This is a genomic window from Streptomyces sp. P9-2B-2 (genome assembly GCF_030406865.1).
GTDB classification, from domain to species: domain Bacteria; phylum Actinomycetota; class Actinomycetes; order Streptomycetales; family Streptomycetaceae; genus Streptomyces; species Streptomyces platensis.
In genome coordinates this window covers 5,617,839-5,642,124 of sequence record NZ_CP129126.1, presented here as the reverse complement: position 1 = coordinate 5,642,124, position 24,286 = coordinate 5,617,839, and the positions used below count along the sequence as shown (strand labels likewise).

The 24,286-nt window shown below is 70.9% G+C and carries 27 protein-coding genes; 7 read left to right on the top strand and 20 right to left on the bottom strand.

Annotation, left to right across the window (positions count from 1 at the left end; all coding sequences use genetic code 11):
• Positions 1 to 204: 204 nt before the first annotated feature.
• The 8 genes from QT196_RS24860 to QT196_RS24825 all read right to left on the bottom strand — a co-directional run bounded on the left by QT196_RS24860 (position 205) and on the right by QT196_RS24825 (position 8,391).
• Positions 205 to 573, bottom strand: a complete 369-nt coding sequence (locus QT196_RS24860) for a helix-turn-helix domain-containing protein (protein WP_290355721.1) — start codon at positions 571 to 573, stop codon at positions 205 to 207.
• A 35-nt stretch (positions 574 to 608) separates the two neighbouring features.
• Positions 609 to 821, bottom strand: coding sequence for a hypothetical protein (locus tag QT196_RS24855; protein ID WP_168481042.1), 213 nt, complete (start codon positions 819 to 821; stop codon positions 609 to 611).
• A gap of 177 nt (positions 822 to 998) precedes the next feature.
• Positions 999 to 1,991, bottom strand: coding sequence for an ABC transporter substrate-binding protein (locus tag QT196_RS24850; RefSeq protein WP_168481041.1), 993 nt, complete (start codon positions 1,989 to 1,991; stop codon positions 999 to 1,001).
• Between the two features lie 2 nt (positions 1,992 to 1,993).
• Positions 1,994 to 3,991 (bottom strand): ABC transporter permease subunit, encoded by a 1,998-nt coding sequence (locus QT196_RS24845; protein ID WP_168481040.1) that lies wholly within the window; start codon positions 3,989 to 3,991, stop codon positions 1,994 to 1,996.
• Positions 3,988 to 4,158, bottom strand: coding sequence for a hypothetical protein (locus tag QT196_RS24840; RefSeq protein ID WP_168481039.1), 171 nt, complete (start codon positions 4,156 to 4,158; stop codon positions 3,988 to 3,990). Before QT196_RS24840 ends, QT196_RS24845 begins: the two co-directional genes overlap by 4 nt.
• Positions 4,158 to 5,291 (bottom strand): glycine betaine/L-proline ABC transporter ATP-binding protein, encoded by a 1,134-nt coding sequence (locus QT196_RS24835; protein WP_290355720.1) that lies wholly within the window; start codon positions 5,289 to 5,291, stop codon positions 4,158 to 4,160. The genes QT196_RS24840 and QT196_RS24835 overlap by 1 nt, the downstream gene beginning before the upstream one ends.
• On the bottom strand, positions 5,291 to 6,832 hold the full coding sequence (locus QT196_RS24830; protein WP_266733949.1) for a GMC oxidoreductase: 1,542 nt from the start codon (positions 6,830 to 6,832) through the stop codon (positions 5,291 to 5,293). Before QT196_RS24830 ends, QT196_RS24835 begins: the two co-directional genes overlap by 1 nt.
• A 56-nt stretch (positions 6,833 to 6,888) precedes the next feature.
• Complete coding sequence (locus QT196_RS24825) at positions 6,889 to 8,391, bottom strand: aldehyde dehydrogenase family protein (protein WP_168481036.1); 1,503 nt, start codon at positions 8,389 to 8,391, stop codon at positions 6,889 to 6,891.
• A 214-nt stretch (positions 8,392 to 8,605) separates the two neighbouring features.
• Here QT196_RS24825 and QT196_RS24820 point away from each other — a divergent pair, with 214 nt between their 5' ends.
• The 4 genes from QT196_RS24820 to QT196_RS24805 all read left to right on the top strand — a co-directional run bounded on the left by QT196_RS24820 (position 8,606) and on the right by QT196_RS24805 (position 11,585).
• Complete coding sequence (locus QT196_RS24820) at positions 8,606 to 9,421, top strand: hypothetical protein (RefSeq protein ID WP_290355719.1); 816 nt, start codon at positions 8,606 to 8,608, stop codon at positions 9,419 to 9,421.
• A gap of 94 nt (positions 9,422 to 9,515) precedes the next feature.
• On the top strand, positions 9,516 to 10,082 hold the full coding sequence (locus QT196_RS24815; RefSeq protein WP_266733953.1) for a Uma2 family endonuclease: 567 nt from the start codon (positions 9,516 to 9,518) through the stop codon (positions 10,080 to 10,082).
• A gap of 224 nt (positions 10,083 to 10,306) precedes the next feature.
• A complete protein-coding gene (locus QT196_RS24810; RefSeq protein ID WP_290355718.1) occupies positions 10,307 to 11,209 on the top strand; it encodes a hypothetical protein in 903 nt (300 codons plus the stop codon).
• A gap of 166 nt (positions 11,210 to 11,375) precedes the next feature.
• The gene (locus QT196_RS24805; protein ID WP_290355717.1) at positions 11,376 to 11,585 is read left to right on the top strand and encodes a DUF5988 family protein; all 210 of its coding nucleotides are present in this window, start codon (positions 11,376 to 11,378) and stop codon (positions 11,583 to 11,585) included.
• A gap of 47 nt (positions 11,586 to 11,632) precedes the next feature.
• Here QT196_RS24805 and QT196_RS24800 read toward each other — a convergent pair whose 3' ends face one another.
• From QT196_RS24800 to QT196_RS24780, 5 genes are all read right to left on the bottom strand, one after another.
• Complete coding sequence (locus QT196_RS24800; protein ID WP_290355716.1) at positions 11,633 to 12,610, bottom strand: hypothetical protein; 978 nt, start codon at positions 12,608 to 12,610, stop codon at positions 11,633 to 11,635.
• A 2-nt stretch (positions 12,611 to 12,612) separates the two neighbouring features.
• The gene (locus tag QT196_RS24795) at positions 12,613 to 12,984 is read right to left on the bottom strand and encodes a hypothetical protein (protein WP_290355715.1); all 372 of its coding nucleotides are present in this window, start codon (positions 12,982 to 12,984) and stop codon (positions 12,613 to 12,615) included.
• Between the two features lie 16 nt (positions 12,985 to 13,000).
• Positions 13,001 to 14,812 carry a hypothetical protein gene (locus QT196_RS24790; protein WP_290355714.1) on the bottom strand — a complete coding sequence of 604 codons (1,812 nt, stop codon included), beginning with the start codon at positions 14,810 to 14,812 and terminating at the stop codon, positions 13,001 to 13,003.
• A 171-nt stretch (positions 14,813 to 14,983) separates the two neighbouring features.
• Positions 14,984 to 15,166 carry a DUF397 domain-containing protein gene (locus QT196_RS24785; protein ID WP_290355713.1) on the bottom strand — a complete coding sequence of 61 codons (183 nt, stop codon included), beginning with the start codon at positions 15,164 to 15,166 and terminating at the stop codon, positions 14,984 to 14,986.
• Entirely contained in the window at positions 15,084 to 15,980 is an 897-nt protein-coding gene (locus QT196_RS24780; protein ID WP_290356717.1) for a helix-turn-helix transcriptional regulator, read from the bottom strand. The genes QT196_RS24785 and QT196_RS24780 overlap by 83 nt, the downstream gene beginning before the upstream one ends.
• A gap of 204 nt (positions 15,981 to 16,184) precedes the next feature.
• On the opposite strand from QT196_RS24780, the gene QT196_RS24775 reads away from it, so the two are divergent.
• Entirely contained in the window at positions 16,185 to 16,547 is a 363-nt protein-coding gene (locus QT196_RS24775; RefSeq protein WP_290355712.1) for a hypothetical protein, read from the top strand.
• A gap of 145 nt (positions 16,548 to 16,692) precedes the next feature.
• On the opposite strand, the gene QT196_RS24770 is transcribed toward QT196_RS24775, so the two are convergent.
• Positions 16,693 to 16,992, bottom strand: a complete 300-nt coding sequence (locus QT196_RS24770; protein ID WP_119984211.1) for a hypothetical protein — start codon at positions 16,990 to 16,992, stop codon at positions 16,693 to 16,695.
• 263 nt (positions 16,993 to 17,255) lie between these two features.
• On the opposite strand from QT196_RS24770, the gene QT196_RS24765 reads away from it, so the two are divergent.
• Positions 17,256 to 17,993: an alpha/beta fold hydrolase gene (locus QT196_RS24765; RefSeq protein ID WP_168481029.1), complete on the top strand. Its 738-nt coding sequence runs from the start codon at positions 17,256 to 17,258 to the stop codon at positions 17,991 to 17,993.
• 127 nt (positions 17,994 to 18,120) lie between these two features.
• Here the strand turns inward: QT196_RS24765 and QT196_RS24760 are convergent, their stop codons facing one another.
• From QT196_RS24760 to QT196_RS24745, 4 genes are all read right to left on the bottom strand, one after another.
• The gene (locus tag QT196_RS24760; protein WP_290355711.1) at positions 18,121 to 19,113 is read right to left on the bottom strand and encodes a malate dehydrogenase; all 993 of its coding nucleotides are present in this window, start codon (positions 19,111 to 19,113) and stop codon (positions 18,121 to 18,123) included.
• Between the two features lie 461 nt (positions 19,114 to 19,574).
• A complete protein-coding gene (locus tag QT196_RS24755; protein WP_290355710.1) occupies positions 19,575 to 20,705 on the bottom strand; it encodes an XRE family transcriptional regulator in 1,131 nt (376 codons plus the stop codon).
• Between the two features lie 251 nt (positions 20,706 to 20,956).
• Complete coding sequence (locus QT196_RS24750) at positions 20,957 to 21,340, bottom strand: DUF2690 domain-containing protein (protein ID WP_290355709.1); 384 nt, start codon at positions 21,338 to 21,340, stop codon at positions 20,957 to 20,959.
• Entirely contained in the window at positions 21,337 to 21,852 is a 516-nt protein-coding gene (locus tag QT196_RS24745) for a helix-turn-helix transcriptional regulator (protein WP_290355708.1), read from the bottom strand. Before QT196_RS24745 ends, QT196_RS24750 begins: the two co-directional genes overlap by 4 nt.
• A gap of 326 nt (positions 21,853 to 22,178) precedes the next feature.
• Here QT196_RS24745 and QT196_RS24740 point away from each other — a divergent pair, with 326 nt between their 5' ends.
• The gene (locus QT196_RS24740; protein WP_266733971.1) at positions 22,179 to 22,592 is read left to right on the top strand and encodes a peptidase inhibitor family I36 protein; all 414 of its coding nucleotides are present in this window, start codon (positions 22,179 to 22,181) and stop codon (positions 22,590 to 22,592) included.
• A gap of 110 nt (positions 22,593 to 22,702) precedes the next feature.
• Here QT196_RS24740 and QT196_RS24735 read toward each other — a convergent pair whose 3' ends face one another.
• A complete protein-coding gene (locus QT196_RS24735) occupies positions 22,703 to 23,131 on the bottom strand; it encodes a DUF3017 domain-containing protein (protein ID WP_168481024.1) in 429 nt (142 codons plus the stop codon).
• Positions 23,132 to 23,197: 66 nt separating this feature from the next.
• Entirely contained in the window at positions 23,198 to 24,052 is an 855-nt protein-coding gene (locus tag QT196_RS24730) for a bifunctional methylenetetrahydrofolate dehydrogenase/methenyltetrahydrofolate cyclohydrolase (protein ID WP_168481023.1), read from the bottom strand.
• Positions 24,053 to 24,286 lie beyond the last annotated feature (234 nt).

Here is a 24,286-nt window from a genome sequence, read left to right as displayed (position 1 = left end):
GTTGCCACCGTTAATTGTCATGTCCCTCATCGGGCTGCGCCCTACTATGCCGTCACGCCGGGCCCACCGGGCAACCAGGTCCCGGCCGTTCGTCACCCGCGGGGGACGGGACGTACCGCAATGTCACCTTCGCCGTAATGCTCCGGACGGAGCGGCTCGCCGAGCGCCGATTCGCCGCGGACGGCGCGGAGTTGGTGGTCGCGCTCAGCGGACGCGCAGACCGCCGGCAGTGGAGCCGGTGCGGTCGCGCAGGAGGGAGCGCAGGGTGGTGGCGTGTTCGTAGCCGACCTTGCGGGCGATGGCCTCCAGGGAGAGGTCCGCGGTCCGCAGCAGATGCGTGGCCTGTTCGACCCGCAGGTCCTGGACGAACCGGACCGGCGTGGTGTTCAGGACCCGGCGGACGGTGCGCTGGAGGGTGCGCTCGCTGACGCCGTGGACCCGGGCCGCCTCGGACAGCGGGTTCGGCGCGCCGAGGTGCAGGCGTGCCCAGCGCTCGAACGCGGTGATCAGGGGGTCGCGCTGGGCGAGGGCGCCCGCTCGGACGGGCAGCCGGCACCGCGAACCGGTGAGCATGGCGGAGCCGTGGTCGATGCCCCCCGAAAGCCCGCCTACCGGCGGGCCGCCCGCGGGTCCCGGTGGGTCGCGGCGGGCCGGCTCGCTCCGTAGCGGAAGTCCTGGAGCTGTTCTGCCGTGGGGTACCACTGCTTGCGGCAACGGCAGCACCACCAGCGCCAGTTGTCCCAGTCGGTGCTGGTGTGCGCGGTGTCCTTCCACAGCCGGTCGTCGCAGTCGGGCGTGGGGCAGGTCGGCGGCAGCGGCATGACGGGCCTTTCGTCGGTGACGGCTGCCCAGCCTTCTGGGCCGGGCGCCGCGCCGTGCGGTGGTTCGCCACCCGCCACCCGAACGGGTAGGGCAGGTGTGCAAAGGCCCCGGAACACGCGCGCGGGCAGCCGCACACATCGTGCGACTGCCCGCGGGGTTCCGCGCTTCCCGTGTGGCTACTTCTTGGTCAGCCACTTCTTCCAGACGTCCGGGTGCTTTTCCACCCAGCGCTTCGCCGCCTCGTCGGCGGACAGACCGCCCGAGGCGATGGACTCGGAGACCTCGTTCTGGTCGTCCTTGGTCCACTGGAAGTGCTTCAGGAACGCCGCGGCACTGCCGCCCTTCTTGGCGAATTCCGTGTTGAAGTACTTCTGGAGGGGCGTGGTCGGATAGGCGCAGTCGATGGACTGCGGGTCCTTGGTGCCCTTCTCCGCACAGGCGTCGGTGTACTTGGGGAGCTTGACCTCCACCATCGGCACCTGGTTGAAGAGCCACTGCGGCTCGTACCAGTACGTCAGGAAGGGCTTCTTCTGCTTGGCGAACTGCTGGATCTGGGTGATCTGCGCCGCCTCGGAGCCCGCGAAGACGACCTCGTAGTCGAGCTTGAGGTTCTTCACCAGCGCCTTGTCATTGGTGACGTAGGACGGCGAACCGTCCATCAGCTGGCCCTTGTTGCCGCTCTCCGAGGTACGGAGCTGCTTGGCGAACTTGTTGAGGTTCTTCCAGTTGGTGACCTCGGGGTGCTTGTCCGCCCAGTACTTGGGGACATACCAGCCGATGTGGCCGGTGACGCCGTTGCCGCCACCCGCCGTGATCGTCTTCTTGTCCTTGACGTACCGCTGTTCCTGCTCGGGGTGGCCCCAGTCCTCCAGGATGGCGTCGACCCGGCCCTGGCTGAGGGCGTCCCAGGCGGGGATCTCGTCCACCTGGACGGTGTCGACGTGGTAGCCCATCTTGTGTTCGAGAAGGTACTTGGCGACCGCGACATTGGACTGGGCGCCGACCCAGGTCTGCACCGACAGGGTGACCGACTTGGAGCCCTTGGCCGCCGCGAACGGCGAGGCCTGCTTGGTCATGTCGGCCTTGCCACAGGAGGACAGGGAGAGGGAGAGGACCGCCGTGCCGGCCAGCGCGGCCGTCCCGATGATCATGGTGCGCTTACGGGACATGGTCAGACTCCCTTCCCCGTGGTGCGGCGTTCCGTGGGCTGAGTGACCCGGTCCAGCATCAGGCCCAGGCACACGATGGCCACACCCGCGACCAGGCCGAGGCCCAGGTCTCCGGTGGCGAGGCCGGTGACGACGTCGTAGCCGAGGGCACCGCCGCCGACCAGACCGCCGATGATGACGACGGCGAGGACCAGGACCACGCCCTGGTTGACGGCGAGCAGCAGCGCGGGCCGGGCCAGCGGGAGCTGGACCTGGCGCAGGATCTGCCAGCGGGTGGCGCCCAGCGAGCGGGCGGCCTCCATGGCGCCCGGGTCGACCTGGCGCAGGCCCTGGGTGGTGATGCGGATGACGGCGGGCAGCGCGTAGACGACCGCGGCGGCGGCCGCCGGGGCGCGGCCCACGGCGAACAGCGCGACCACCGGGATGAGGTAGACGAACTGCGGCATGGTCTGCATGACGTCCAGGACCGGCCGCAGGATCGCCTCCAGGCGCTTGCTGCCGGCGGCGAGGATGCCGACGCCGAAGCCCAGCACCAGGGTCACCACCAGCGCGGCGAGCACCTGGGACAGGGTGTTCATCGACGGCTTCCACACGCCCAGCACACCGATGGCGGCCATCGCGAGGACGGCGGTCAGCGCGGTGCGCCAGGTCCCGATGAGCCAGGCCAGCGCGGCGACGACGAGCAGCGTGCCGTACCAGGGCAGCGCGGTCAGGCCGTCCCGCAGCGGGTTGAGCACCCAGTTGGTGAAGTGCGCGGCCCAGTCGGCGGTGCCGCCGATGACCGGGACTCCGGAGTAGAGGTGATCGACCATCCACTCCTTGAAGTCGTTGACGGGGCGGGCGAGGTCCACGGCCCAGGCACCCGGCCACACCAGCGAACCGCTCAGCCGGCCCACCAGCGCGAGCCCGGCGGTGACCACGGCGATACCGGTCCAGGCCTGCCAGCCACGCAGCCACGCCGGGCCGGGGGCGGAGGTACCGGCGCCGAGCCGCTCACCGGCCGCGGCCGTGGTGCGGTCCATGACGATGGCCAGCAGCACGATCGGAATGGCGGCGGCGAGCGCGGCACCGACGTCGACCGAGGCGAGCGCCTGGTAGACGCGGTCACCGAGACCGGCGGCGCCGATCATCGAGGCGATCACGACCATGCCCAGCGCCATCATGATCGACTGGTTGACGCCGAGGAGGAGTTCCTTACGGGCCAGCGGCAGGCGAGCGGTCAGCAGCCGCTGCCGTCCGGTGGCGCCGAGCGAGGAGACCGCCTCCAGGACGCCCGGGTCGGCGCCACGCAGACCCAGCGCGGTGAGCCGCGCCATCGGCGGAGCCGCGTAGATGACGGTGGCCAGCAGCGCGGCGGGGACGCCGATGCCGAAGACCAGCACCACGGGCAGGAGATAGGCGAAGGCGGGCAGCACCTGCATGGTGTCCAGGACCGGGCGCAGGATGCGGAACAGCCGCTCGGACAGGCCGCCGGCCAGGCCCAGCAGGGCGCCGACGACGACCGAGAAGACCACCGCGACGACCATCAGGGCGAGGGTCTGCATGGTCGGGACCCACATCCCCAGCAGGCCGCTGACCAGGAAGGAGATCAGAGAGATGGCGGCGATACGGAGACCGGCGACGCGCCAGGCGATCAGCGTGACACCGGCGGTCACACCGGTCCAGCCGAGCGCGAGCAGCAGCATGTAGACCGCGCGTACCGAGATCACCACGGCGTTGCTGAGGTGACCGAGGAAGTAGACGAACAGCCAGTGGCTGTCGCGGTTGTCGATGATCCAGTCGCTGGTCTTGCCGAGCGGGCCGGAGACATCGACGGTCAGCGAGGACGGCCAGGCGGCGCCGTACTTGGTGGCCAGCAGCGGCACCAGGACCGCCGCGGCGAGCACGAGCAGCAGGAGCTTGCTCAGGCCGGGGAACTGCCGCACCGCCCGCAGGGGGCCGGGCCGTTCGGCATCGCTCAGCGGGCGCGTCGCGAGGGGAGGCGTGGAGAAGATGCTCATGCGCGCCCCCGCTTCACGGTGCCCGTGGGGATGTTCAGGGCGGCGCAGCGCTGGGCCTCGCGCCAGTGGCGCAGGAGGGTGGCGCGCAGCCGGGCCCGCGGCGTGGCCGCGGGAGCTCTGGAACCGACGGCGCGCACGGCGCCGCGGTGGGTGGTGGCGGCGTACATCAGGCAGCCACCTCGCCGTGCTGCGGGCTGTCGAGCCGGGCGACCACGTTCAGCAGGCAGGCGTGGTCGACGATGCCCAGGCAGCGCTCGCCGTCGACGACCCGGGCCGCGCCGCCGGAGCGGGCGACGGCCTCGATGGCGTCGGAGATCAGGGCGTCGGGGCTCAGCGCGGGGCCCTCGTCGGCCTCGCCGTCCTCGGCCGGGCGCATCGCGCGACGCACGGTCAGCACCTGCTCGCGCGGGACGTCCCGGACGAAGTCGCGGACGTAGTCGTCGGCCGGGGAGCCGACGATCTCCTCGGGGGTGCCGAGCTGGACGATCTTGCCGTCGCGCATCAGGGCGATCCGGTCACCGATCCGCAGCGCCTCGGCGAGGTCGTGGGTGATGAAGACCATGGTGCGGCCCTCTTCACGGTGCAGGCGGACGACCTCTTCCTGCATATCGCGGCGGATGAGGGGGTCCAGGGCACTGAACGGCTCGTCGAAGAGCAGGACCTCGGGGTCGACGGCGAGCGCGCGGGCCAGGCCGACGCGCTGCTGCTGGCCGCCGGAGAGCTGCCCGGGGCGGCGCTTCTCCATCCCGGCCAGGCCGACCTTGTCGACCATCTCGTTGGCCTTCGTGCGGCGCTCCGTCTTGCCCATGCCCTGGATCTCCAGGCCGTAGGCGACGTTGTCGACGACGGTGCGGTGCGGCAGCAGGCCGAAGTGCTGGAAGACCATGGCGGCGCGGCGGCGGCGCAGTTCACGCAGCGCGGTGCGGTCCATGGCGCGGACGTCCTCGCCATCCATCTCCAGCTCACCGCTGGTCGGCTCGATCAGCCGGGTCAGGCAGCGCACGAGGGTGGACTTGCCGGAGCCGGACAGGCCCATGACGACGAAGACCTCGCCCTTGTGGACGTCGAAGGAGACATCGCGGACGGCGGCCACACAGCCGGTCTGCTCGCGCAGCTCCTGGGCGCTCAGCTCCGTCACGGAGGAGTCGCCGGGGATGCGGTCGGCTTTGGGGCCGAAGACCTTCCAGAGGTTGCGGACGGAGAAGACGACCTCACGTCCGTCGGACGCCTCGGTGGCGGCGGCGTCCTTGGACGTACGGGCGTTGGGTATCTCGGATGCGCCGGCGGAGGTGGTAGCCATCACGCATCACCTCCTTGGGTCGGAGCCTTATGGAGCAGTTCAGCGCACTTCTCCCCCACCATGAGCACGCCCAGCATCGGGTTGACCGCGGGCATCGTCGGGAAGACGGAGGCGTCGGCGATCCGGATGCCGGACAGCCCGCGGATCTTCAACTCGGGGTCGACGACGGCGAGTTGGTCATCGGCGGCGCCCATCTTGCAGGTGCCGGCCGGGTGGTAGACGGTGTGGGCCGCCTTCCGCACCAGCTCACTGATCTCCGCGTCGTCGGTGACCTCGGGGCCGGGGAAGACCTCCCGCTTGAGCCACTTGGCGAACGGCTCGGCCTGGGCGATCTTGCGGGCCAGCTTGACGCCGTCGACGAGGGTCCGGCCGTCGTAGTCGTCCTCGTCCTCGAAGTAGCGGAAGTCGAGGGCCGGCTTGGCCTCGGGGTCCGCGGAGGTGAGGTAGAGGCGGCCGCGGGAGCGGGACTTGGGGATGTTCGGGGTCATCGACACGCCGTGCTCGGGGCGCTCGTAGCCCAGCCGCTCGGGGTTGTCGGTGAAGGGAATTTGGTAGAAGTGGAACATCAGGTCGGGGCCCTTGTGCTCCGGGTCCCGCTTGACGAAGAGGCCCGCGTCGGAGTCCATCGCGGAGTTGCCCGGGATCGGTCCCTCGGTCTCCCAGACGATCACCGACTCGGGGTGGTCGATGAGGTTCTCCCCGACACCCGGCAGGTCGAGCACGCACGGCAGACCGAGCGCTTCCAGGTCCTTCTTCGGCCCGATACCGGAGTGCATCAGCAGCCGCGGGGTGTCGACGGCGCCGGCGCAGACCAGCACCTCGCGGGCGGCCTCGACGTAGACCTCCGCGCCGTCCTTCGTCCGGACGTGGACGCCCTTGGCGGTGGTGCCGTCCAGCTCCAGCTTGTGCGCCCAGGTCTCCAGCATCAGCGTGAGGTTCGGGCGGTCGCCGGCCTCGATGTGCGGGTGAAGGTAGGCGACCGAAGCGGAGGAGCGCTTGTTGTTCTCCGGGTGGTAGGAGAGGTCGAAGAAGCCGACGCCCTCGTCGAAGGGCTGGTCGTTGAAGCCGACGACCTCGGGGACGCCGAGGGCCGTCTTGGTGGCCTCGATCCAGTCGGTGGCGATCTGGTTCTGGTCCTTCTTCGCCACCCGCACGATGTTGTTGCGCAGCTTGCCGAAGTACGGGTCCATCTCCGCGGCGTTCCAGCCGGTGGCGCCCGCCTCCTCCCACTCGTCCCAGTCGGACGGCAGCGGCTTGAAGGAGATCAGCGTGTTGTGTGAGGAGCACCCGCCGAGCACCTTGGCGCGGCTGTGCAGGATGTGCGAGTTGCCGCGCGGCTGCTCGGTCGTCGTGTACTCGTAGTCCAGCTCGCCGCCGAGCAGGCCGAGCCACTTGCGCAGCGTCAGCACGTCCTCGCGGTCGATGTCGGACGGGCCACCCTCGATGACGGCGACGGTGACGTCCGGGTCCTCGGTGAGGCGGGAGGCGATGACGGAACCGGCGGTGCCGCCGCCGACTACGACATAGTCATACACAGGCATTGGGGGTGCTCCTTCTTACAACGTGCGTGGTGCGGGTGGTGCCAGGGAGGGCGGGGTCAGCCCGCGAACCAGCGCACCGGCTCCGGCCGGAGGTTTTCGTAAATGTGCTTGCTCTCGCGGTACTCGTCCAGACCCGCGGGACCCAATTCCCGTCCGATGCCGGACTTGCCGAAGCCGCCCCACTCCGCCTGCGGGAGGTAGGGGTGGTAGTCGTTGATCCAGACCGTGCCGTGCCGCAGCCGCGCGGCGACCCGGCGGGCGCGCGCGGTGTCGGCCGAGAAGACCGCACCGGCCAGGCCGTACTCGGTGTCGTTGGCGAGCGCCACGGCCTCGTCCTCGGTGGTGAAGGTCTCCACCGTCAGGATCGGGCCGAAGGTCTCCTCACGGACCACCTTCATCTCGCGGTGGCAGCCGTCGAGCACGGTCGGCGCGTAGAAGTAGCCGGTGGCCGGGCGGACGGCCGACGGCTCGGGCCGGGCACCGCCGCAGCGCAGCTGGGCACCCTCGGCGAGCGCGGAGGCGACGTACGCCTCGACCTTGTCGAGCTGCTGCTGGGAGACCAGCGGACCGCACTCGACACCGTCCTCGGTGCCCCGGCCGAGCTTGATCTTCTCGGCGCGGCGGGCGAGCTCGGAGACGAAGCGGTCGCGCACCGACTCCTCGATGATCAGCCGGGCACCGGCCGAGCAGACCTGGCCGCTGTGGATGAAGGCGGCGTTCAGCGCCTGGTCGACAGCGGTGTCAAAGCCTTCTTCGGTGGCGCAGGAGTCCGCGAACACCACATTCGGGTTCTTACCGCCCAGCTCCAGGGCGATCTTCTTGGCACCGGAGACCGCGGCCGCGCCCGCCTTCGTGCCGCTGACCAGGCCACCGGTGAAGGAGAACAGGTCGACGTCCGGGTGCTCGGCGAGCCGCTGGCCCACGGGCAGGCCCGCGCCGGTGACGATGTTGGCGACCCCGGCCGGCAGCCCGGCCTCGACCAGCAGCTTGACCAGGTGCACGGTCGACAGCGGGGTGACCTCGCTGGGCTTGATCACAAAAGTGTTGCCGGCCGCGAGGGCCGGCGCGATCTTCCAGCTTGCCTGGAGCAGGGGGTAGTTCCACGGCGTGATGAGCGCACACACACCGACCGGCTCGTGCACGACCACGCTGTGCACGTCGGGCGAACCGGCGTCGACGACCCGGCCGCCGCTCTCGTTCATCACCAGGTCGGCGAAGTACCGGAAGGCGTTGGTGACGTCATCGACGTCGACCCGGCCCTCCTCCAGCGTCTTGCCGGTGTCCCGGCTCTCGATGAGGGCGATCTCCTCGCGGTCGCGCTGGAGCAGGTCGGCGACCCGGCGGAGCAGCGCGGAGCGCTCGGCGACGGCGGTACGGGGCCAGTCGCCCGCGTCGAAGGCCCGGCGGGCGGCCGCGACCGCGGCGTCGGTGTCCTCGGCACCACCCTCGGCCACCAGCTGGAGCGTCGTCGCGTCGGCGGGGTCGAGGACCTCCCGCGTTTCGCCGGCTGCGGCGGCCTGCCACACCCCGTCTACGTGAATGGTCTCGATTGACGACACGTCGTTCTGCCTTCCGGTTACCGATCTCGTACCCACTGGTGCAACCACTGGCGTCACCAGCAACGTGGACCCCTCCCCCCAAGCTGCGGACCTATGCCCAAACATTCATGGAAAGTGACTCGACTCACTGAACGTGCGGCCGAATATCCCGGAACGTACCCTGAATAGCCGTATGTCCCAGGCTGCATTTCCCCTCGGGACCGGAGGTACCCAGATGACCAGCAGACGGCGTGCCGCCACCGCCACCGCGGCCCTGACCTGCGGGGTGGCCCTGATCGCCGGGGCCACCTGCACCAGCGCCGCGGCGGCCGAGGATCCGGACGGCGGCGAGGGCGACCTCGCCAACAAATCGGCCCAGCAGATCTCCGACGATTCCCTCCACCAACTGGTCGCCGCGCAATCACTGCGGTTGCGCACCCAGACCAGTGCTGATCCCACCAAACTCGACCTCACCCTCGACCGCGCCGGCAATTGCACCGGTGCCATCAGCAAGGGCTCACTCGGCCGCGTCGAACTCGTCAAACGCGGAAACCAGGTCTGGATGAAGCCGGACGCCGCCTTCTGGAAGAGCCAGCTGCCCGGGAACGAGGGCCGCGACGCCGCCGAGAAATACAAGGACACATTCCTGCACGGCACCACCAAGAACGCCTTCCTCGGCAACCTCTCCGCGGCCTGCGACCTCAGGGCGTTCCAGAAGTCCGCCATACCCCCCGAGAACCCGCCCTCCGGCGCCCCCTCCCCCTCGGCCACCCCCACCCTCACCAAGGGCCGCCCGACCACCCACGAGGGCACCCGCGTCCTCCCCGTCGTCAAGAAGGCCCAGGGCGCCGTCCAGACCCTCTACGTAGCCATCGACGGCAAGCACTACCCGCTGAAACTCACCGCCGAGGTCGACCACCAGACCGGCACCATCCTGCTCAGCAATTACGACACCCCGGTCTCCAGCAAGACCCCGGCCCCCGGCGACACGGCCGACATCTCGGTGCTGGAGGACCGCCTCCAGGGCACCGAGGGCTCCCAGAGCGCCTGACTCCTGCTCGTCGCGGTACGTAACCGTTCGTACATACGTATCGTTGAATCGTGCGGCTGCCCGCGGCGCGCGGGCGGCGGGGAGGAGCGGCACGGTGGCCGACGGCCGGTGCGACGAGCTGGGTCGGGATGCGCTGTTGCAGCAACTGGAGCAGATGCCCGCCCCCGAGGGTTACAAGGCAGAGATCGTCGAGGGGGCCGTGTTCATGACGCCGCAGTGCGACGTCCATTGGCAGACCATCCGCCGGATCGTGCGGGCGCTGGACGACCATTTCGGAATGGACGCCCTGGTGACCTCGGACGTGCGCATCGCCTTTCCCGGCGAGCGGAACCGCTTCGCCCCGGACGTCGCCAAGATTTCCGACGGCGCCGAGGAGGACGAGTTCGGACGCTGGCGCCACCAGGACGTCGAGTTCATCGCCGAAGTCATCTCCAAGGGCACCGCGCCGAACGACTACGGCCCCAAGAAGACGGCCTACGCCCTCGCCGAGGTCCCGGTTTACCTGATCGCCGATCCGTACACCGGCCGCTGCCGCGTCTTCACCGAACCGCAGGACGGTGACTACAAGGTCGACCTCACCGTCGCCTACGGCCTGCCCATCGACCTCACCCACACGGTCGCCGGAATCACCCTCGCCACTGACGAGTTCCCCAGGGACTGACCCACGGGGCCGCTGCCGCCCCGTACAGGGCGGCAGCGAGGCGCGTGAAGACCCCGTGAACGGTGTGACGCTTTTGCGCCCGCAGACGCTTGTTCCTATGTGAGTTCGAATCCTCGGGCTCACGTTCATCGAGGCCGCCCGGCCTCGTCACGGAAGGAGCGTACGTGCGGATTTCACGCACTGCGTTGTCTATCGTTCTTGCCGCCGCGGTGAGCCTGCCCCTCATGGGCAGTGCGTCCGCGGCAGCCCCCCTCACCTCGGACGGCTCCGGCAGCCTGGGTGAGACCCGGCTCCTGGTGTCCGAGCGGGCCGGCGACCAGCGCCGGACCGTCGAAATGGACCCCGCCGACGGAGCGGTCACCCACACCGTCGCGAACGGCCTGGACGGCGTCTACTCCCCCAGCGGCTCCCAGATCGCCTACATCCGCTACGGCGACACCTGCGTTCCGCAGGCCGAGGGCTGCACCTACCGCCCCGACCTGGTGACGGCCACGGCGAGCGGCGCCAACCAGCGGGTACTGGCCCCGGGCGTCGAAAGCGAGACCGGGGAGGTGTACATCGCCAATCCGGACTGGGCTCCGAACGGCAAGCGGGTCGTCTTCGACACCCCCCGCGGCATCGAGTCGGTCAACACCGACGGAACCGGGCGCGAGACGCTGACCACCTCGGGACTCCGCGCCACCTTCTCGCCGGACGGCAGCCGTATCGCCTACCTCCGCGCCACCTCGTACGAGGGCCCCGAAGGCACCGAGTACGGCACGGATGTGTACGTCATGGACCTCGCCACCCGGGAGAGCCGGCAGGTCACCACCGACCACCAGGCCGTGTCGACCCCGCCCGACTGGTCCCCCGACGGCCGGCACCTCGTCTTCAGCGGAACGTCCGGCCTGAAGGCCGTCGACACGGTGACCGGCGAGCAGTCGGACCTCTACGACTCCGCCACCTGGGCCACCTCCGTCACGGACGTCCGGACGCCGGTGTACTCCCCCGACGGCACCCGCATCGCCTTCTCCGGCTGGGACGACACCAGCGCGACCCGCCGCCTGTATCTGGTCGACGCGGACGGCACCCATCTCCGGGCCGTCGCCGACACCGGCGGGACCCTGACCGACTGGATCGGCAAGTAGCCGACCGGATCGGCAAGTAGCGCTCCATGACACCGCGGCCGGCCCGGTGGGACACGCGTCCCGCCGGGCCGGCCGTTCGCCGGGCCGCCGAGCACCGTCGGCGGACCGTCACCCGCGCTGCCGAACCGGACGGGCCGCGCACAGCCGCCCGGACGACAATGCAGGCATGGCTGACACAGCGGCGAAAGCAGTGCTCGAAGGCGGCCCCGAGGAGCTTCCGGAGCGGATCGTGCCGATCGATCCGCCCGGGACCGAGCTGAAGATCCCGTTCCGTAACGGCTACGAACACTTCCGGGCCACCGGCCGGCAGCAGAACACCTCCGAGGGCGCGCTGCCCGTCTACGAGTGGTGGGAGCGCACGGAGCTGCCCGGGTAGCCGGACCCCGCGCGCAGGGTGCACCGCCAAGGGCTGTCCCGTAGGGGTCAGGTGTGGGGGACGAAGGTCCGCAGTGCGATCTCCTGGGTCTGTTCCTGCTGCGGCCAGTCGTCCTCGGCGCCCAGGACGAGGACGGCGAACTGGCGGCCGTCGGTCGCGGTGAAAGCACAGTCGACGACCTTGACGCGGGTGTGGAGCTGCTTGTTGTCATAGGCATAGACCAGTTGGTTGGCGTCTATGCCCGGCCCCGGGAAACCCAGCGGTTCGAGGCTGATCTCCTCGTAGCCGGGCTTGGCGGACCGCTCCTGGGAGGCCTGCTGGAGCGCCTCGCGCGGGGTGATTTCGGGGTCCGTGATCTCGAAGATCTGCACCAGGCCGCGGTCGTCCGGGGCGGTGTAGAACACCCCGTTCTTGCGCTCGCTGCGCGTCCAGGTGCCGGGCACCGCGAGGGTGAAGTTCTTCTTGTCGTGGGCGAGGCGGAAGCCGTCCGGCAGCTCGGAGAGGGTGGGGGCGGGCGTGGGGCTGTCCGGGGCGCCGGTGGACGGGCCGGTGGCCGTACGGGACGGGGCGGAGGACTGGGTGCGGGCCGCCGGGCGGGCGGCGGCCGGATCGTCGTCGTGGCTCCAGAGCAGATAGCCCCCGCCGACGGCCGCCACGATCACGGCCACCGCCGCCCCGGCGACCAGCCCCGTCCGATGCCGGGCACCGGGGGCGTGGGCGGCGCCTGCCTCGGGGGTGCGGTACGGGTCGGCGGCGGGGCCCGGTAAGCCATCGGTGTACGCGCTGGGGTGCGGGTAGGGGTACGTGCTGCGTGGCGCGGCGGCCGGGGGCGGGTCGGCCGGAGGTGCGGCGGACGGGGGCACGTCGGCCCCGCCGTCCCCGGCCCCGCCGCCCTCGGGCCCGCCCACCGACGGCGTGAACGACGGCCGGGGCGGCATCGGGCCCGTGTAGGGCGCGGGCGGTGGGGTGCCGTCCTCCCAGCGCTGGGTCTCGTTGTTCCAGCGGGCCTGGCCTCCCCGCGTCATGGTCAGCCTCCCGCCAGGGCCGCGACCGCCTGGCTCACCGCGGTACCGGAAGCCAGCAGGCCCACCACGGCACCGGCGTCGGCGAGCGCCGTACGGAGCCGGGCCAGCCGGCCGGAACCCGCCGCGCCGCGGTCGGCGATCTCCGCCTCGGTCTCGGTGAGTTCCCCGCTCAGCGCCGTGATCTGCGGGCTCTCCACCGCCCGGGACAGATCGTCGCGCAGCGCCCGGACGGCGCGCAGCAGCTCCTCCTGCGCCGGGTCCGCGGGGGCGGCCCCGCCCTCGTAATGAGTCACGGTGTTGTGGTCGCCGATGGCGAAGGCACCCCGGACGCTGCCGATGTGGATGCCGTTGCCGCGCTCGTCAGCCGTTGCCACGCTGGGTACTTCCCTTCTAATCGGAGCCGCGATGGGGGGTGTTGTGGGTGATCGTGTTGTGGTCGCCGACGCCGACGGCGCCCTGTGCGGACTCGATGTAGACGCCGCCCTCGGCCACATGCACCACCCGCTGCTCGAACTCGGCGGTCTGATAGCCCGCCTCGCGCAGCGCCGTGGTCACCCCGGCCACCACCCGCTGCTGAACGGTCCCCAGATAGCGGGCGACGTCCATGTCCTGGAAGAGCGACGACTCACCGAACGAACCCAGCTCGCGTACGGAGGTGCCGGGGCCTTCGGGGAGCGCCGCGCCATGTCCCGCGGTGCCCAGCTGCCAGCTCGGCAGCAGGCCGCGCAGCAGCGTGAGGAGGGCATTTCCGGCGGAGCGCGGGGTGTGGGACAGCGCCCACACCGCCTTGCCGAAGCGGTCGTGGTGCCGGTACTGGTGGGCGAGCCGGTCGGCGTCCTGGAAGAGCTGCCGCAGCGGCAACAGCACATGCGGTGCCACCTCCAGCATCAGCATCCCGCCCTGCGTGTGCACCCGTACGAAGAGCGTGGTGACGATGCCCTCGTCCCAGCCGCCGATCCGGATGCGCAGGAAGTGCCGGCGGGTCTCGCCGCCCTCCTCCACCGCCGCCGCGCGGTGCCCCTCGAACTCCGCCGGTGCGTACGGCGCCGCGGCGCGGGTCGGCAGCCCCTCGGCCGGCAGGAAGACGCACTCGTCGATCTCCAGCGCGCGCAGCCGGTCGCGCACCGCTGCCGCCCCCCGCGAACCGTGCGGTGACGGCACCCGCAGCGCCGCCACCAGCGGGATGATCCGGGCCAGGATGGCGCCGTTGTCCAGCGGTTCGGGATCGCGGTCCGCCCGGGGGTTCAGCTCCACCGCCAGCGACCAGGTCTTGTACGGGTATCCGGCGCCGCAGAACGGGTGGGCGGCCCGGTACATCACCAGCGGCCCGTGCTGCTCGATCCGCACTCGCTCCCGCAGCCGCCGGGAGCGGTGACCCTGGGACCGTTCGGCAGGGTCGGACATGACGTCGGGGAAGCGTTCCCTGGACAGTTCGCGCGCCAGCGCACGGGCGAACTGGCCGCGTTGCAGCGCGACCATGACGGCCAGCGCCAGCGGCAGCAGCAGCGCGATCCACACCGGCGGCAGGATGTTTACCCCAATGCCGCCCCCGAGTGCGGAGACACCCGTTCCCAAGCTGGGGGCACCCTCCGACGACGAGTTGCCGTACGAGTCGTAGCCGTCCGGGCCGCTCGTCAGGAGGTTGAGGGCGTCCAGGAGGGGCGCGAACATCCAGTCCACGCTCACGTTGGCCCCGCCGCACGCCACCACCAGCAGCGACAAGCAGTAGAGCGTCAGCGACAGCCGTCCGTACCAGCTCAGCACGAAGGCGCACAGCGCGGCCAGCCAGCGCGGAATCGGTGCCCGGCGGACGGCGCGGCCGAGTGCCATCAGGACGATGGGGAACAGGTAGAGCACCACGAGGCCCGCGGACAACGGGATGGCCACGATCCATAACAGCAGGATCGCTGCCGCCCAGCTCAGGTCCAGCCGCCGGGCGCGCAGCGCATGGGCCAGGACCCGGGCGGCGTCGATGCCCAGGGAGGGCGCGGCGAACCGCTCCTCGTGGACGTACAGCTCGTCGATGACGGCGTCGCGGAAGGTGTCGTCCAGGTAGGTGCCGGCGCACAGCAGCCGGGTGGCCTCGCTGGCGCCCGGCGGGGTCGGGGGAAGCGGCGGAGGCCCGGCGCCCTCCGGTGTCCGGCCCGACCGCCGGGGTCCGTCGGGCTCTCCTTGCTGCTGGGGCACATCCGTACGAGCCATCGTCCTCCCCCGGAACACCAACTGGCCGCCCCGGTGGCCTGGTTGGCGGGCGAGCTGCCGGGGCCGGGCGCGGGGCAGTGCGGAGCCGCAGCATAAGGGAGCGGAGCGCTCCGTGTCAGCGCGATGACGCAAGGTTGTCGCGTGGCCTGCGGGGCGCCTTCCCTGCGCGGGTCAGACGGCCGCGGGGAACTCGCCGTTCTTGAGGGCGGCGACGAAGGACGACCAGCCGCGCGTCGGGAAGATCAGCACGGGGCCGTCAGGGTCCTTGCTGTCACGGACGGGGACGGCGTCGGGGATACCGGGGGCTACTTCGATGCAGTTGCCGCCGTTGTCGTCGCTGTAGCTGCTCTTCATCCATATCGCTGTGCTCAGCTGGTGCTTGTTCATGGTCCCCGTACCCTTCCATGAAGTCGCCGATCAGAGCGGCGGATTCGGGGGCTGACAGAGCATCCGCCCTGAGCACATCATAGGTCTGGGTGTGGCGGGCATAGACGGCCGGATCATTGTTGAAATGGCCGCGGTCCAGCGACTCCGAGTACACCCACCGCTCGTCGGCCAGTTCGATCAGCGACATGGAGCCTCGGGGGCGGGCGAGTCCGAAGCGACCTGCCGGGGCCACCTGGATACGGACGTTGGTGCGCTCTCCGACGCTCAGCAGATGCGCGCACTGGTCACGCATGACCTCCGGGCTTCCCACCGCGTTGCGCAGGCAGCTCTCGTCCAGCACAGCTAGGTACAGCGGCCCGCCATCGGCCAGAAAGCGTTGCTGTCGGCTCAGTCGAGCCCGGACACGCGACTCGATCTCATCAGCGTTCTTGCTGCGGCGGCTGAAGAGCGCGTGCGCGTAGTCCGGTGTCTGCAATAGTCCCGGGAAGACCCGCTCTTGATATTCCCGCAGGCCCACCGCCACCGCATCCATCTCCGCCCGCCGCTCGAACCAGTCCGGATGCTGCACCTCCGGATACCAGTCGATCCGCCCCCACAACCGCAGCAGCACTCCCCCCGTCCCCAGCAGTTCGTCGCACTGCTTGGCGAACGTGTCCTGCGGTACGCGCGTGCCCGCCTCGATGCGGGCCACGTGCGAGCGGTCGCATGGGATCTTCTTCGACAGCCCCTCCTGCGTGAAGCCCGCCGCCTCCCGGAAGTGCCTCAGCACCTCCCCGAACACGGCGGCGTTGGTGGCTGCCGGTCCACTCTCTGCATTGCGTCGTCGTCGGCTCACCGCATCCCCCTTGGTGCCAGATGGTGAGTGTCACGCGTCTGACGTTGCGACCCGGACTACGGGGCGCAACGCTTAACACACCCAACGTAACGGGTCGTTCGGCCGACTGCGCCGCCTTCTTCCGCAACCAACTTCTGGGAGTCAATGAGCATGAGTTACGACCGGGATGCCGTCCCCGCGCCCGTGCCGGGGCTGCGTCTGCTGCCGTGGGAGAGTGAGGGCGGGAAGCCCTGCTTCTTGTCGGCGGACGGGGCCGGGGGTGTGCTGTCGCGGTTGGCCGACGAGATCGAGGCGGAGCAGTTGTGTGACGGTGCCGATGTGCTCAAGGGCGCGGTGGCCGTACTGGACGACGGCAAGGCCGGGGAGCACGCGTTACGGCGGGCGCTGCGGGCGACCACACAGTCCTTCGGCGATGTGCTGCGCGTCGCCGACAGCCGGGGCGCGCGCCTGCCCGTGGCGGCGCACGGTGACCACGAGGCCGACGACAGGGAGCTGCGGGCCGAGACCACATGACCGGGCTGTGCTCGCCCCTGGGGTCTGCCGTTTGGATCATTGAGCGGTTCCCAGTGCCTCGCTATCGGCACCAGTGCACAGTGGCGCTCCGGCCGGGCGCTCTTCACATGAGGACGTGGCCAACACTCGGCCGGAGCAAAGTGCATTAGACAGTCGCGGCCAGCCAGCCGATGGTTTCGGTGGTGTGCTTGCCGTCGCTCTTGGTGGCGCCGGCGTACACCTCGTTCAGGCGGATGAGGAAGCCCGTGTTGGTGACGTCATGGATTCGGATGCCCGGCGTCTCCGGCCCGTTGAAGGTCTGGGTCAGTGGGAGGACAACGACGCTGGAACCAGGCGGGAACGGGCTGGGGAAAGTGACCCGTGTGAAGGTCGAGGTGTTACCCCCGCTCGTCTCGATCGCGTTGTCGGACTTCAGATCGATCTTGCCGGTCTGAACGAAGCTCATCGTCGACTTCCTCCGTCTTTGATCTGGACTGCTTGGCCGTCCTCGACGGCCGACGGAAGACTTGTCACGAGTTCGCCCCGGCATGCCGAAGTCCTTCAAACGAGTGATCGCCTTTTGGACAACGGGACACCGTGCACATTCCTGCTGGCCAACGACACATCCGCATCGACGACGAACTGATTCAAACGAAAGCGCCTAGGGATCACCCTGCCGGCACGAATACGCCTGCATCGCGGAGGCCACGCCGTGAGTGAATGGAGGGCATGCTCTTCGACTTCACGCACGACCACGACGGTGAACGGCTCAGCGGTGTGTACGGCGGTGGCCCTTCCGGGGTCACCGCCGTGGTGATGCACGGCGCAGGCACCAGCAGCTCGGAGCGGCTGCTTCCGCTGGTACGGGAGTTCGTGGCCCACGGTTGCCGAGGGATCGGCTTCGACTTCTCCGGGCACGGCGAAAGCACCGGAAAGCTCGGCGAGTTGAGCCTGCGGCGACGGTTCGAGCAGGCCGTCGCGGTGATCGACGCGTACGCGGGGGCGGACGGGCCGCTGGCCCTGGTGGGGTTCAGCATGAGCGGCCAGACGGTGGCCGATCTCGTGGCGCACTACGGGGAGCAGGTCGCGGCGCTGGGGCTGTGCGCGCCCGCCGTGTACGCCGCCGAGGCGTGGGACGTGCCCTTCAAGGACGGGAACGGCCGGTTCAGCGGGATCATCCGGCAGCCGGACAGCTGGCGGGAGGCACCCGCGCTTGGGGTGCTGCGGGCCTACGAGGGCCGGGCAGTGCTCGGCGTGCCGGGCACCGACGCGGTGATCCCGTCCGCGGTGACCGAGTCCGTACAGGACGCGCTGGCCGCGCGTGCCCGGTACACGCGGTTCGACCTTCCGGACGCACAGCACCAGCTGGGAATGTGGTTCCGCGATCATGCCGACGACCGGCGGGAGTTCGTGGCGGCGGTGCTGACCGGCCTCGACGGCCACGGCCGGTCGGCCACGCGTGCGTGAGTGGCCAAGCAGCTCGTTCACGGCCGCCCGGTGACCGGCCGACATGACCGAGCCCGCACGGCCGTTGCGGACCGTACGGGCTCGTGGGGCTGCGGTGCCGCCCGGGTGGGGCGGCCGCGGCGGTGGGTCAGCCGAGGAGGCCGAGACCGCGGACGGCCTCGCGCTCCTCCTCCAGCTCCTTCACCGACGCGTCGATGCGCTCGCGGGAGAAGTCGTTGATCTCCAGGCCCTGGACGATCTCGTACTTGCCGTCCTTGGTGGTGACGGGGAAGGAGGAGATCAGGCCCTCCGGGACGCCGTAGGAGCCGTCCGAGGGGATACCCATCGAGGTCCAGTCGCCGGCGGCGGTGCCGTTGACCCAGGTGTGGACGTGGTCGATGGCGGCGTTGGCGGCGGACGCGGCGGAGGACGCGCCACGGGCCTCGATGATCGCCGCACCGCGCTTGGCGACGGTCGGGATGAAGTCCTCGGCCAGCCACTTCTGGTCGTTGACCACCTCGGCGGCGTTCTTGCCGGCGACCTCGGCGTGGAAGATGTCCGGGTACTGGGTGGCGGAGTGGTTGCCCCAGATCGTGAGCTTGCGGAGCTCGGAGACCGGGGTGCCGGTCTTCTTCGCGAGCTGCGAGAGCGCACGGTTGTGGTCCAGGCGGGTCATCGCGGTGAAGCGCTCACGCGGGACGTCCGGCGCGGCGGCCTGGGCGATCAGCGCGTTGGTGTTGGCGGGGTTACCGACGACCAGGACCTTGATGTCGTCCGCGGCGTGGTCGTTGATGGCCTTGCCCTGCGGCTTGAAGATGCCGCCGTTGGCCTCCAGGAGGTCGCCGCGCTCCATGCCCTTGGTACGGGGGCGGGCGCCGACCAGCAGCGCGACGTTCGCGCCGTCGAAGGCCACGTTCGGGTCGTCGGAGATGTCGATGCCCTGGAGCAGCGGGAAGGCGCAGTCGTCGAGCTCCATGGCGGTGCCCTCGGCGGCCTTCAGACCCTGGGGGATCTCCAGGAGGCGCAGCTTGACCGGCACGTCGGCGCCGAGCAGATGACCGGAAGCGATGCGGAAGAGCAGTGCGTAACCGATCTGGCCGGCTGCACCGGTGACGGTGACATTGACGGGAGTGCGGGTCATGGCGATCTCCTGCGCGGTGTTTTCCGGGGGCAAGCCCCTGGACCACCATGGTTGGCGGTGGGTGTCCCTGCCCGGCTATCGAGGTCTCTTGGTATCGAGAGACCCGGTCGTCAGGCTATCGGACCCCTGCCGGGGGGAAGCGACGGGCCGGTGTGGAACACCTCACCGGGTGCCTCGGGGACGTCCGTACGGCCGTCGGAACCTGCCGTGGGGGGATCGGCGTGCGCTCCGCGCGGCCCCCGTGGACAAGTGGCTGGCGGCCGCCCGCTCAAGGAGGGGGGGAAGCAGGCGGCCGCCGAGTTGTGCCACACCCGTGGGGGGGTATTCGTTCGCCTGCCCGGGATCGCGGTGGGCATGCCCCCTGTCTTTCGGACATCCTCCGCGGGCGGTGATACCGGGCCCGTGGGCGCTCCGGGCGGCCCCCCGATCCGGGTGAGGACCGCCCGTGCCAGGGACGTCGGCTAGCGGACCGGCGTGCCGGCCGACGGGGTGGGTGCTCCGGCCGACGGGGTGGGTGCTCCGGCCGACGGGGCGGGTGCTCCGGCGGGCGTGGCCGGAACCGGACGGGAGCAGCCCTTCACGCCCGCCACGGTCGTCCCGCAGGCGGCGACCTTCGCCGGATCGCCGGTCACCTCGACCATCGGGGTGTAGGCGGCGCCGTTCCGCTCGGCCTGTGCCGTGGCGCTGTGGCCGCCGGCGCTGAGGGTGGCCTGGTCGCCCGGTGCCGCCCGGCTGATCCGGGCCCAGGCCGTGTGGCAGACCTTGCTGTAGCGGACCTCTATCACCGCCCGGCCGGCGCGGCCGCGGGACGGGGTGATGGCGTGTGCGCCGCCGCAGCCCATCGCCTCCGGGTCCTTGCCCACACAGCCGGCGCCGGTGCAGCGCACCCCGGCCGGCAGGACCTGCTTCGCGCTCGGCGCGGCCGCGGGCCGGGAGGCCGCCGCCTTCTTGGCCGTGTCGGTGCCGGGGTTGAGCAGGAGGAAGGCGGCGCCGCCCAGCAGCGCCACACCGGCCGCACCGGCGGCGATCATGAGGGTCCGGCCGCGGCGGGTGCGCCGGACCGGGCTCTGGGGCGCGGGCGCCGCCGGGGACGGGGCCGCGGCCGCCGCCCATTCGGGAAAGTCCGCGGCCGACGGACTGTCCGTGCGCCGCTGTTGGGGCACCGAGGGCAACGGTGTCGCGCCGGGCGCCGCCGCGGCCTTCGTCCCCTTGGTGAATCTCGCGCTCTTCGCCGGGGGTTCGGCCTGGTCGGCGTCCCACCCGAGCGCGGCGCGCGCCTGGGCCACGCTGATCGCTTCCATGGTGACGTCCTGCCGCATCTCGTCGCGGCTCCAGGCCCGTTCGGCCAGCTCCCACAGCGTGGTGAGGTGAGCGGGATGGGCACCGGTCGCCTCGGCGAGCGCGACCACGGCACGCTGCGGTGGCAGCAGCCGCCCGTTGAGATAGCGCTCCCAGGACGTTTTGCTGTAGCCCGTGGCGTCCGCGAGGGCGGCCACACTCAGACCGCTGCGGTCCACGAGCCTGCGCAGCTGACCGGCGAACTCCCGCACCTGCGGGTCCAGTTCCTCCGGCAGCGCCTTCCAGCGAGGCATTGCCTCCCCCTATCCCCCCGCGTACGTGCCGAGCGCGGCCCCCCGGTCCGCCCTCCTTGCTCCCCGTGGGACGCCCCCGGTCAGGACGGCGTTTCCCTTCACGGGCACACGGGAACATGCGGGCATACTTCACCCGTTCGTGCGCCCCGTGACCCCAGCAGTGTGGCATTTCCGACGGAGTCCGGACGACTTCCGTACGTATCCTGACAAGAACCGGCCAAGATGGCATCAATATCGGCCGCGGTCAGGCATCATGCCGAGAAGCATTCCCGGGCCCCGCCGCCCGCCGGATAGAGGCACAGCCGGACGCCCTCGGGCCCGCGGGCCGCCGCCATCGGCGTGACCAGCGAGTCCTCGGCGTCGAACCGGTCCATCACCCGCACCGAGCGCGGTGCCACCCCCGGCGCCACCACCTCGACCCGGTCCCCGATCCGGCCGTCCCGGAGCCGCCCCCAGGCAGCGCCGCAGACCGTGCCGTAACGGAGCTGCACCCGCTCGCCCCCGGCCGCGGTGCGCTCCAGGGGCGTCCGCACCAGATCCGGCAGATCACAGCGCATCGACTCCGGGTCCTTGCCGTCGCACGCCCGCGCCCGGCAGCCGGTCATCTCGGGGGCCTCGGGCACGGCGCCCGTCACCAGGCCACCCGCGCCCGCTGCCGCCCAGAGGGCCAGCGCCGCGGCGAGCGCCACCCCGCCGGCCCCGGCACCGGCCGCCAGGCCCGCCAGGCCCGCCAGTCGCCGAGTCGGCCGCGGCGTGGCTTCGCCGTCCGCGGGGGCCCGGCCGCCGCAACCACGGCCGTACCCGGCGCAGTTGCCCGCTCCGGCCCGTCGTCCGCCGCGCTCCGCCCGCCCCGGGCCTGCGCCGCGCCGGACCGGCCCCGGCCGCTCCAGGCCGCGTCCGCCAGCTCCCACAGCGCCACCAGCCGGCCGACCGGCTCCCCCGCCAGTCGGCACAGCGCCTCGACCGCGTCCCGGGGCGGCAGCTTCTTCCCGTTGAGATAGCGCTCCCACGACGACTTGCTGTACGGGGTGCGGGCGGCGAGCGCGGCCAGGCTCAGCCCGGTGTGGTCCTTCAACCGCCTCAGCTGTACGACCAGTTGCCGCATCCGCTGGTCCAGCGATGCGGGCAGCCCGCTCCAACGCGACATGTCCCACCCCATACGCGTTCGTTCTCCCCCGAGGCCATGGCCCCCTTTGTCGCCGATGATGGCGCGGACGCCCCCTCCGTTTCCGCCCTTTGCCGTTCCGTATGCCGTACGGACCGCCGTCCGGGCCGCCGTCCGGCCCCTCCCCGTCCCACCGAAGCCTCCGGGGCGGTGACGTCCCCGCAGGTCAGCGGGTGGGACATCCCACGGCGTCCCCACCGGGGCGGTTGCCGTGGCCGGGCAACGGCGGGTGGGCGCACAGTCGGTGGCGCAATCAGCGGGCGGCGCGGCCGACGCGCCTCCGCCGTATACGGGGAGGAACCCACACCATGAACGTCCGCAAGCGCATCGCCCTCGCCGCGGCCGCCGCGGCGCTCACCGGCGGCCTGGCACTGGCCCCCGCCGCGGGCGCGTCCGCCGCCCCCGCACCGGTCAAGCACGGCTCGGTCACCGTCCAGCGGGCGCCGGCCAACTGCCCCCGCACCTATCTGTGCGTCTACCCGAAGACGAACTTCCGGGGCACCCCGAAGAAGGTCAGGTCGAACAACCGGAACCTCAAGCCCTACGGCGGCGCCTTCCGGTACCCGCTGTCCGCGTACAACAACGGCAGCCAGTGCAGCGTGACCGTCTACGAGAAGCCCAACTACCGGGGCGGGCACGCGAAGCTGAACCGTGGCACCGGCTGGCGGTTCATCGGCAGCAACCTCATGACCATCTACTCCAACAAGTGGTGCGTGCGCTGACCCGCCCGGCCGGGTAAGACACGTCACAGAACGGCGGCGGCCCGCCTTCTCCCGAGGGGAGGAGGCGGGCCGCCGTCATCGCCAGGGGCGGGAGCCGGTGCGGACGAGCGCTAGCGCACCGTGAAGTGCACGATGTCGTCCAGGAACGGGATGTGGATCCACGGCTTGGGCTGCACCATCAGCGACAGCATCACGATCACGAAGCCGAGCAGACCGTAGATCGTCATGTCCGTGAAGCGGGAGCGGACGGCCAGCATGCCCACCGACGGCAGCGCCCGCCGCAGCACCGCGCCGGCCAGGAGAGCGAGCCCGATCACCAGCACGCCGATACGGAACGCGTCGAGCGCCACCAGCAGCAGTCCGACCGCGACCCCGCCCATGACGCTGAGCAGCGGCCACTGCCGGGCGGGCGCCGGGTAGCCGCCCGCGGCGGCGCGGCCGCCGCCTTCCGGGCGGGCCGTGTCGCGGGTCAGCGTCGGAAAGCGGCGCGAGGAGCGCTGCGGCTCGGAGGCTCCATCCGAATGCGTATCGCCACCCATGGCAGGCAGTCCCTTCCGGTCTCCGGATATGTCTGGCACAGACAAGGGTCTCAGGTCCGGCCGCGCTCAGCCGGCCGCGCGCTCGGCGGCCTCGACGACATTGACCAGCAGCTGGGCGCGGGTCATCGGGCCGACACCGCCCGGGTTGGGGGCGACCCAGCCGGCCACCTCGGCCACGCCGGGGTGCACATCGCCGACGATCTTGCCGGCCTCGTCACGGCTGACACCGACGTCCAGGACGGCCGCGCCGGGCTTGATGTCCTCGGGCTTGATGATGTGCGGCACACCGGCCGCGGCGACGACGATGTCGGCCTGCTTGAGGTGCGACGACAGATCCCGGGTGCCGGTGTGGCACTGGGTCACCGTGGCGTTCTCGGACTTGCGGGTGAGCACCAGCGGCATCGGGCGGCCGATGGTGATACCGCGGCCGACGACGACCACGTGCGCGCCCTTGATCTCGACCTCGTGCCGCCGCAGCAGCTGGACGATCCCGTACGGGGTGCAGGGCAGCGGGCCCTCGATGCCGAGCACCAGCCGGCCCAGGCTCATCGGGTGCAGCCCGTCGGCGTCCTTGGCCGGATCCATCAGTTCCAGGACGCGGTGGGCGTCGATGCCCTTGGGGAGCGGAAGTTGGACGATGTAGCCGGTGCAGGCCGGGTCCTCGTTCAGCTCCCGTACGACGGCCTCGATCTCTTCCTGGGTGGCGGTCTCCGGCAGTTCGCGCTGGATCGAGGCGATGCCGACCTGGGCGCAGTCGCGGTGCTTGCCGTTGACGTACCAGCGGCTTCCCGGGTCGTCGCCCACCAGGAGGGTGCCCAGACCGGGCTGTACGCCCTTGGCCTTCAGGGCCTCGACGCGGGTGGTGAGCTCGGACTTGATAGCGGCTGCGGTGGCCTTGCCATCCAGGATCTGGGCAGTCATACCCCCCATCTTCCCGGATGAGGGCGGTCACGTTCCAATCAGGGCAGGCGGGTCCCCGATGGCCGGAATTGATCATTGCACTTGGACAACGGTGAGACCCCTTGACTGGACAGAGTGAATGCGCAACTAGAAGGATTGACGCCGCAGTGCCGCAGGCTTCGTCGGGGGGTGGCCAGTGAATCCTGTTTTTCCTCCGCGTCACGCCTTGTGTCCCCCAGCTGACCCAACGGAGGA

Excerpts from the sequence above, each read along its gene's own strand:
- QT196_RS24790 (WP_290355714.1), bottom strand. The coding sequence starts at position 14,812 with ATGGCTCGTACGGATGTGCCCCAGCAGCAAGGAGAGCCCGACGGACCC.
- QT196_RS24735 (WP_168481024.1), bottom strand. The coding sequence starts at position 23,131 with ATGGGTGGCGATACGCATTCGGATGGAGCCTCCGAGCCGCAGCGCTCC.
- QT196_RS24755 (WP_290355710.1), bottom strand. The coding sequence starts at position 20,705 with ATGCCTCGCTGGAAGGCGCTGCCGGAGGAACTGGACCCGCAGGTGCGG.
- QT196_RS24785 (WP_290355713.1), bottom strand. The coding sequence starts at position 15,166 with ATGAAGAGCAGCTACAGCGACGACAACGGCGGCAACTGCATCGAAGTA.
- QT196_RS24800 (WP_290355716.1), bottom strand. The coding sequence starts at position 12,610 with ATGACGCGGGGAGGCCAGGCCCGCTGGAACAACGAGACCCAGCGCTGG.
- QT196_RS24730 (WP_168481023.1), bottom strand. The coding sequence starts at position 24,052 with ATGACTGCCCAGATCCTGGATGGCAAGGCCACCGCAGCCGCTATCAAG.
- QT196_RS24740 (WP_266733971.1), top strand. The coding sequence starts at position 22,179 with ATGAACGTCCGCAAGCGCATCGCCCTCGCCGCGGCCGCCGCGGCGCTC.
- QT196_RS24820 (WP_290355719.1), top strand. The coding sequence starts at position 8,606 with ATGACCAGCAGACGGCGTGCCGCCACCGCCACCGCGGCCCTGACCTGC.
- QT196_RS24765 (WP_168481029.1), top strand. The coding sequence starts at position 17,256 with ATGCTCTTCGACTTCACGCACGACCACGACGGTGAACGGCTCAGCGGT.
- QT196_RS24810 (WP_290355718.1), top strand. The coding sequence starts at position 10,307 with ATGGGCAGTGCGTCCGCGGCAGCCCCCCTCACCTCGGACGGCTCCGGC.
- QT196_RS24775 (WP_290355712.1), top strand. The coding sequence starts at position 16,185 with ATGAGTTACGACCGGGATGCCGTCCCCGCGCCCGTGCCGGGGCTGCGT.
- QT196_RS24745 (WP_290355708.1), bottom strand. The coding sequence starts at position 21,852 with ATGTCGCGTTGGAGCGGGCTGCCCGCATCGCTGGACCAGCGGATGCGG.
- QT196_RS24860 (WP_290355721.1), bottom strand. The coding sequence starts at position 573 with ATGCTCACCGGTTCGCGGTGCCGGCTGCCCGTCCGAGCGGGCGCCCTC.
- QT196_RS24840 (WP_168481039.1), bottom strand. The coding sequence starts at position 4,158 with ATGTACGCCGCCACCACCCACCGCGGCGCCGTGCGCGCCGTCGGTTCC.
- QT196_RS24835 (WP_290355720.1), bottom strand. The coding sequence starts at position 5,291 with ATGGCTACCACCTCCGCCGGCGCATCCGAGATACCCAACGCCCGTACG.
- QT196_RS24845 (WP_168481040.1), bottom strand. The coding sequence starts at position 3,991 with ATGAGCATCTTCTCCACGCCTCCCCTCGCGACGCGCCCGCTGAGCGAT.
- QT196_RS24830 (WP_266733949.1), bottom strand. The coding sequence starts at position 6,832 with ATGCCTGTGTATGACTATGTCGTAGTCGGCGGCGGCACCGCCGGTTCC.
- QT196_RS24850 (WP_168481041.1), bottom strand. The coding sequence starts at position 1,991 with ATGTCCCGTAAGCGCACCATGATCATCGGGACGGCCGCGCTGGCCGGC.
- QT196_RS24805 (WP_290355717.1), top strand. The coding sequence starts at position 11,376 with ATGGCTGACACAGCGGCGAAAGCAGTGCTCGAAGGCGGCCCCGAGGAG.
- QT196_RS24770 (WP_119984211.1), bottom strand. The coding sequence starts at position 16,992 with ATGAGCTTCGTTCAGACCGGCAAGATCGATCTGAAGTCCGACAACGCG.
- QT196_RS24760 (WP_290355711.1), bottom strand. The coding sequence starts at position 19,113 with ATGACCCGCACTCCCGTCAATGTCACCGTCACCGGTGCAGCCGGCCAG.
- QT196_RS24855 (WP_168481042.1), bottom strand. The coding sequence starts at position 821 with ATGCCGCTGCCGCCGACCTGCCCCACGCCCGACTGCGACGACCGGCTG.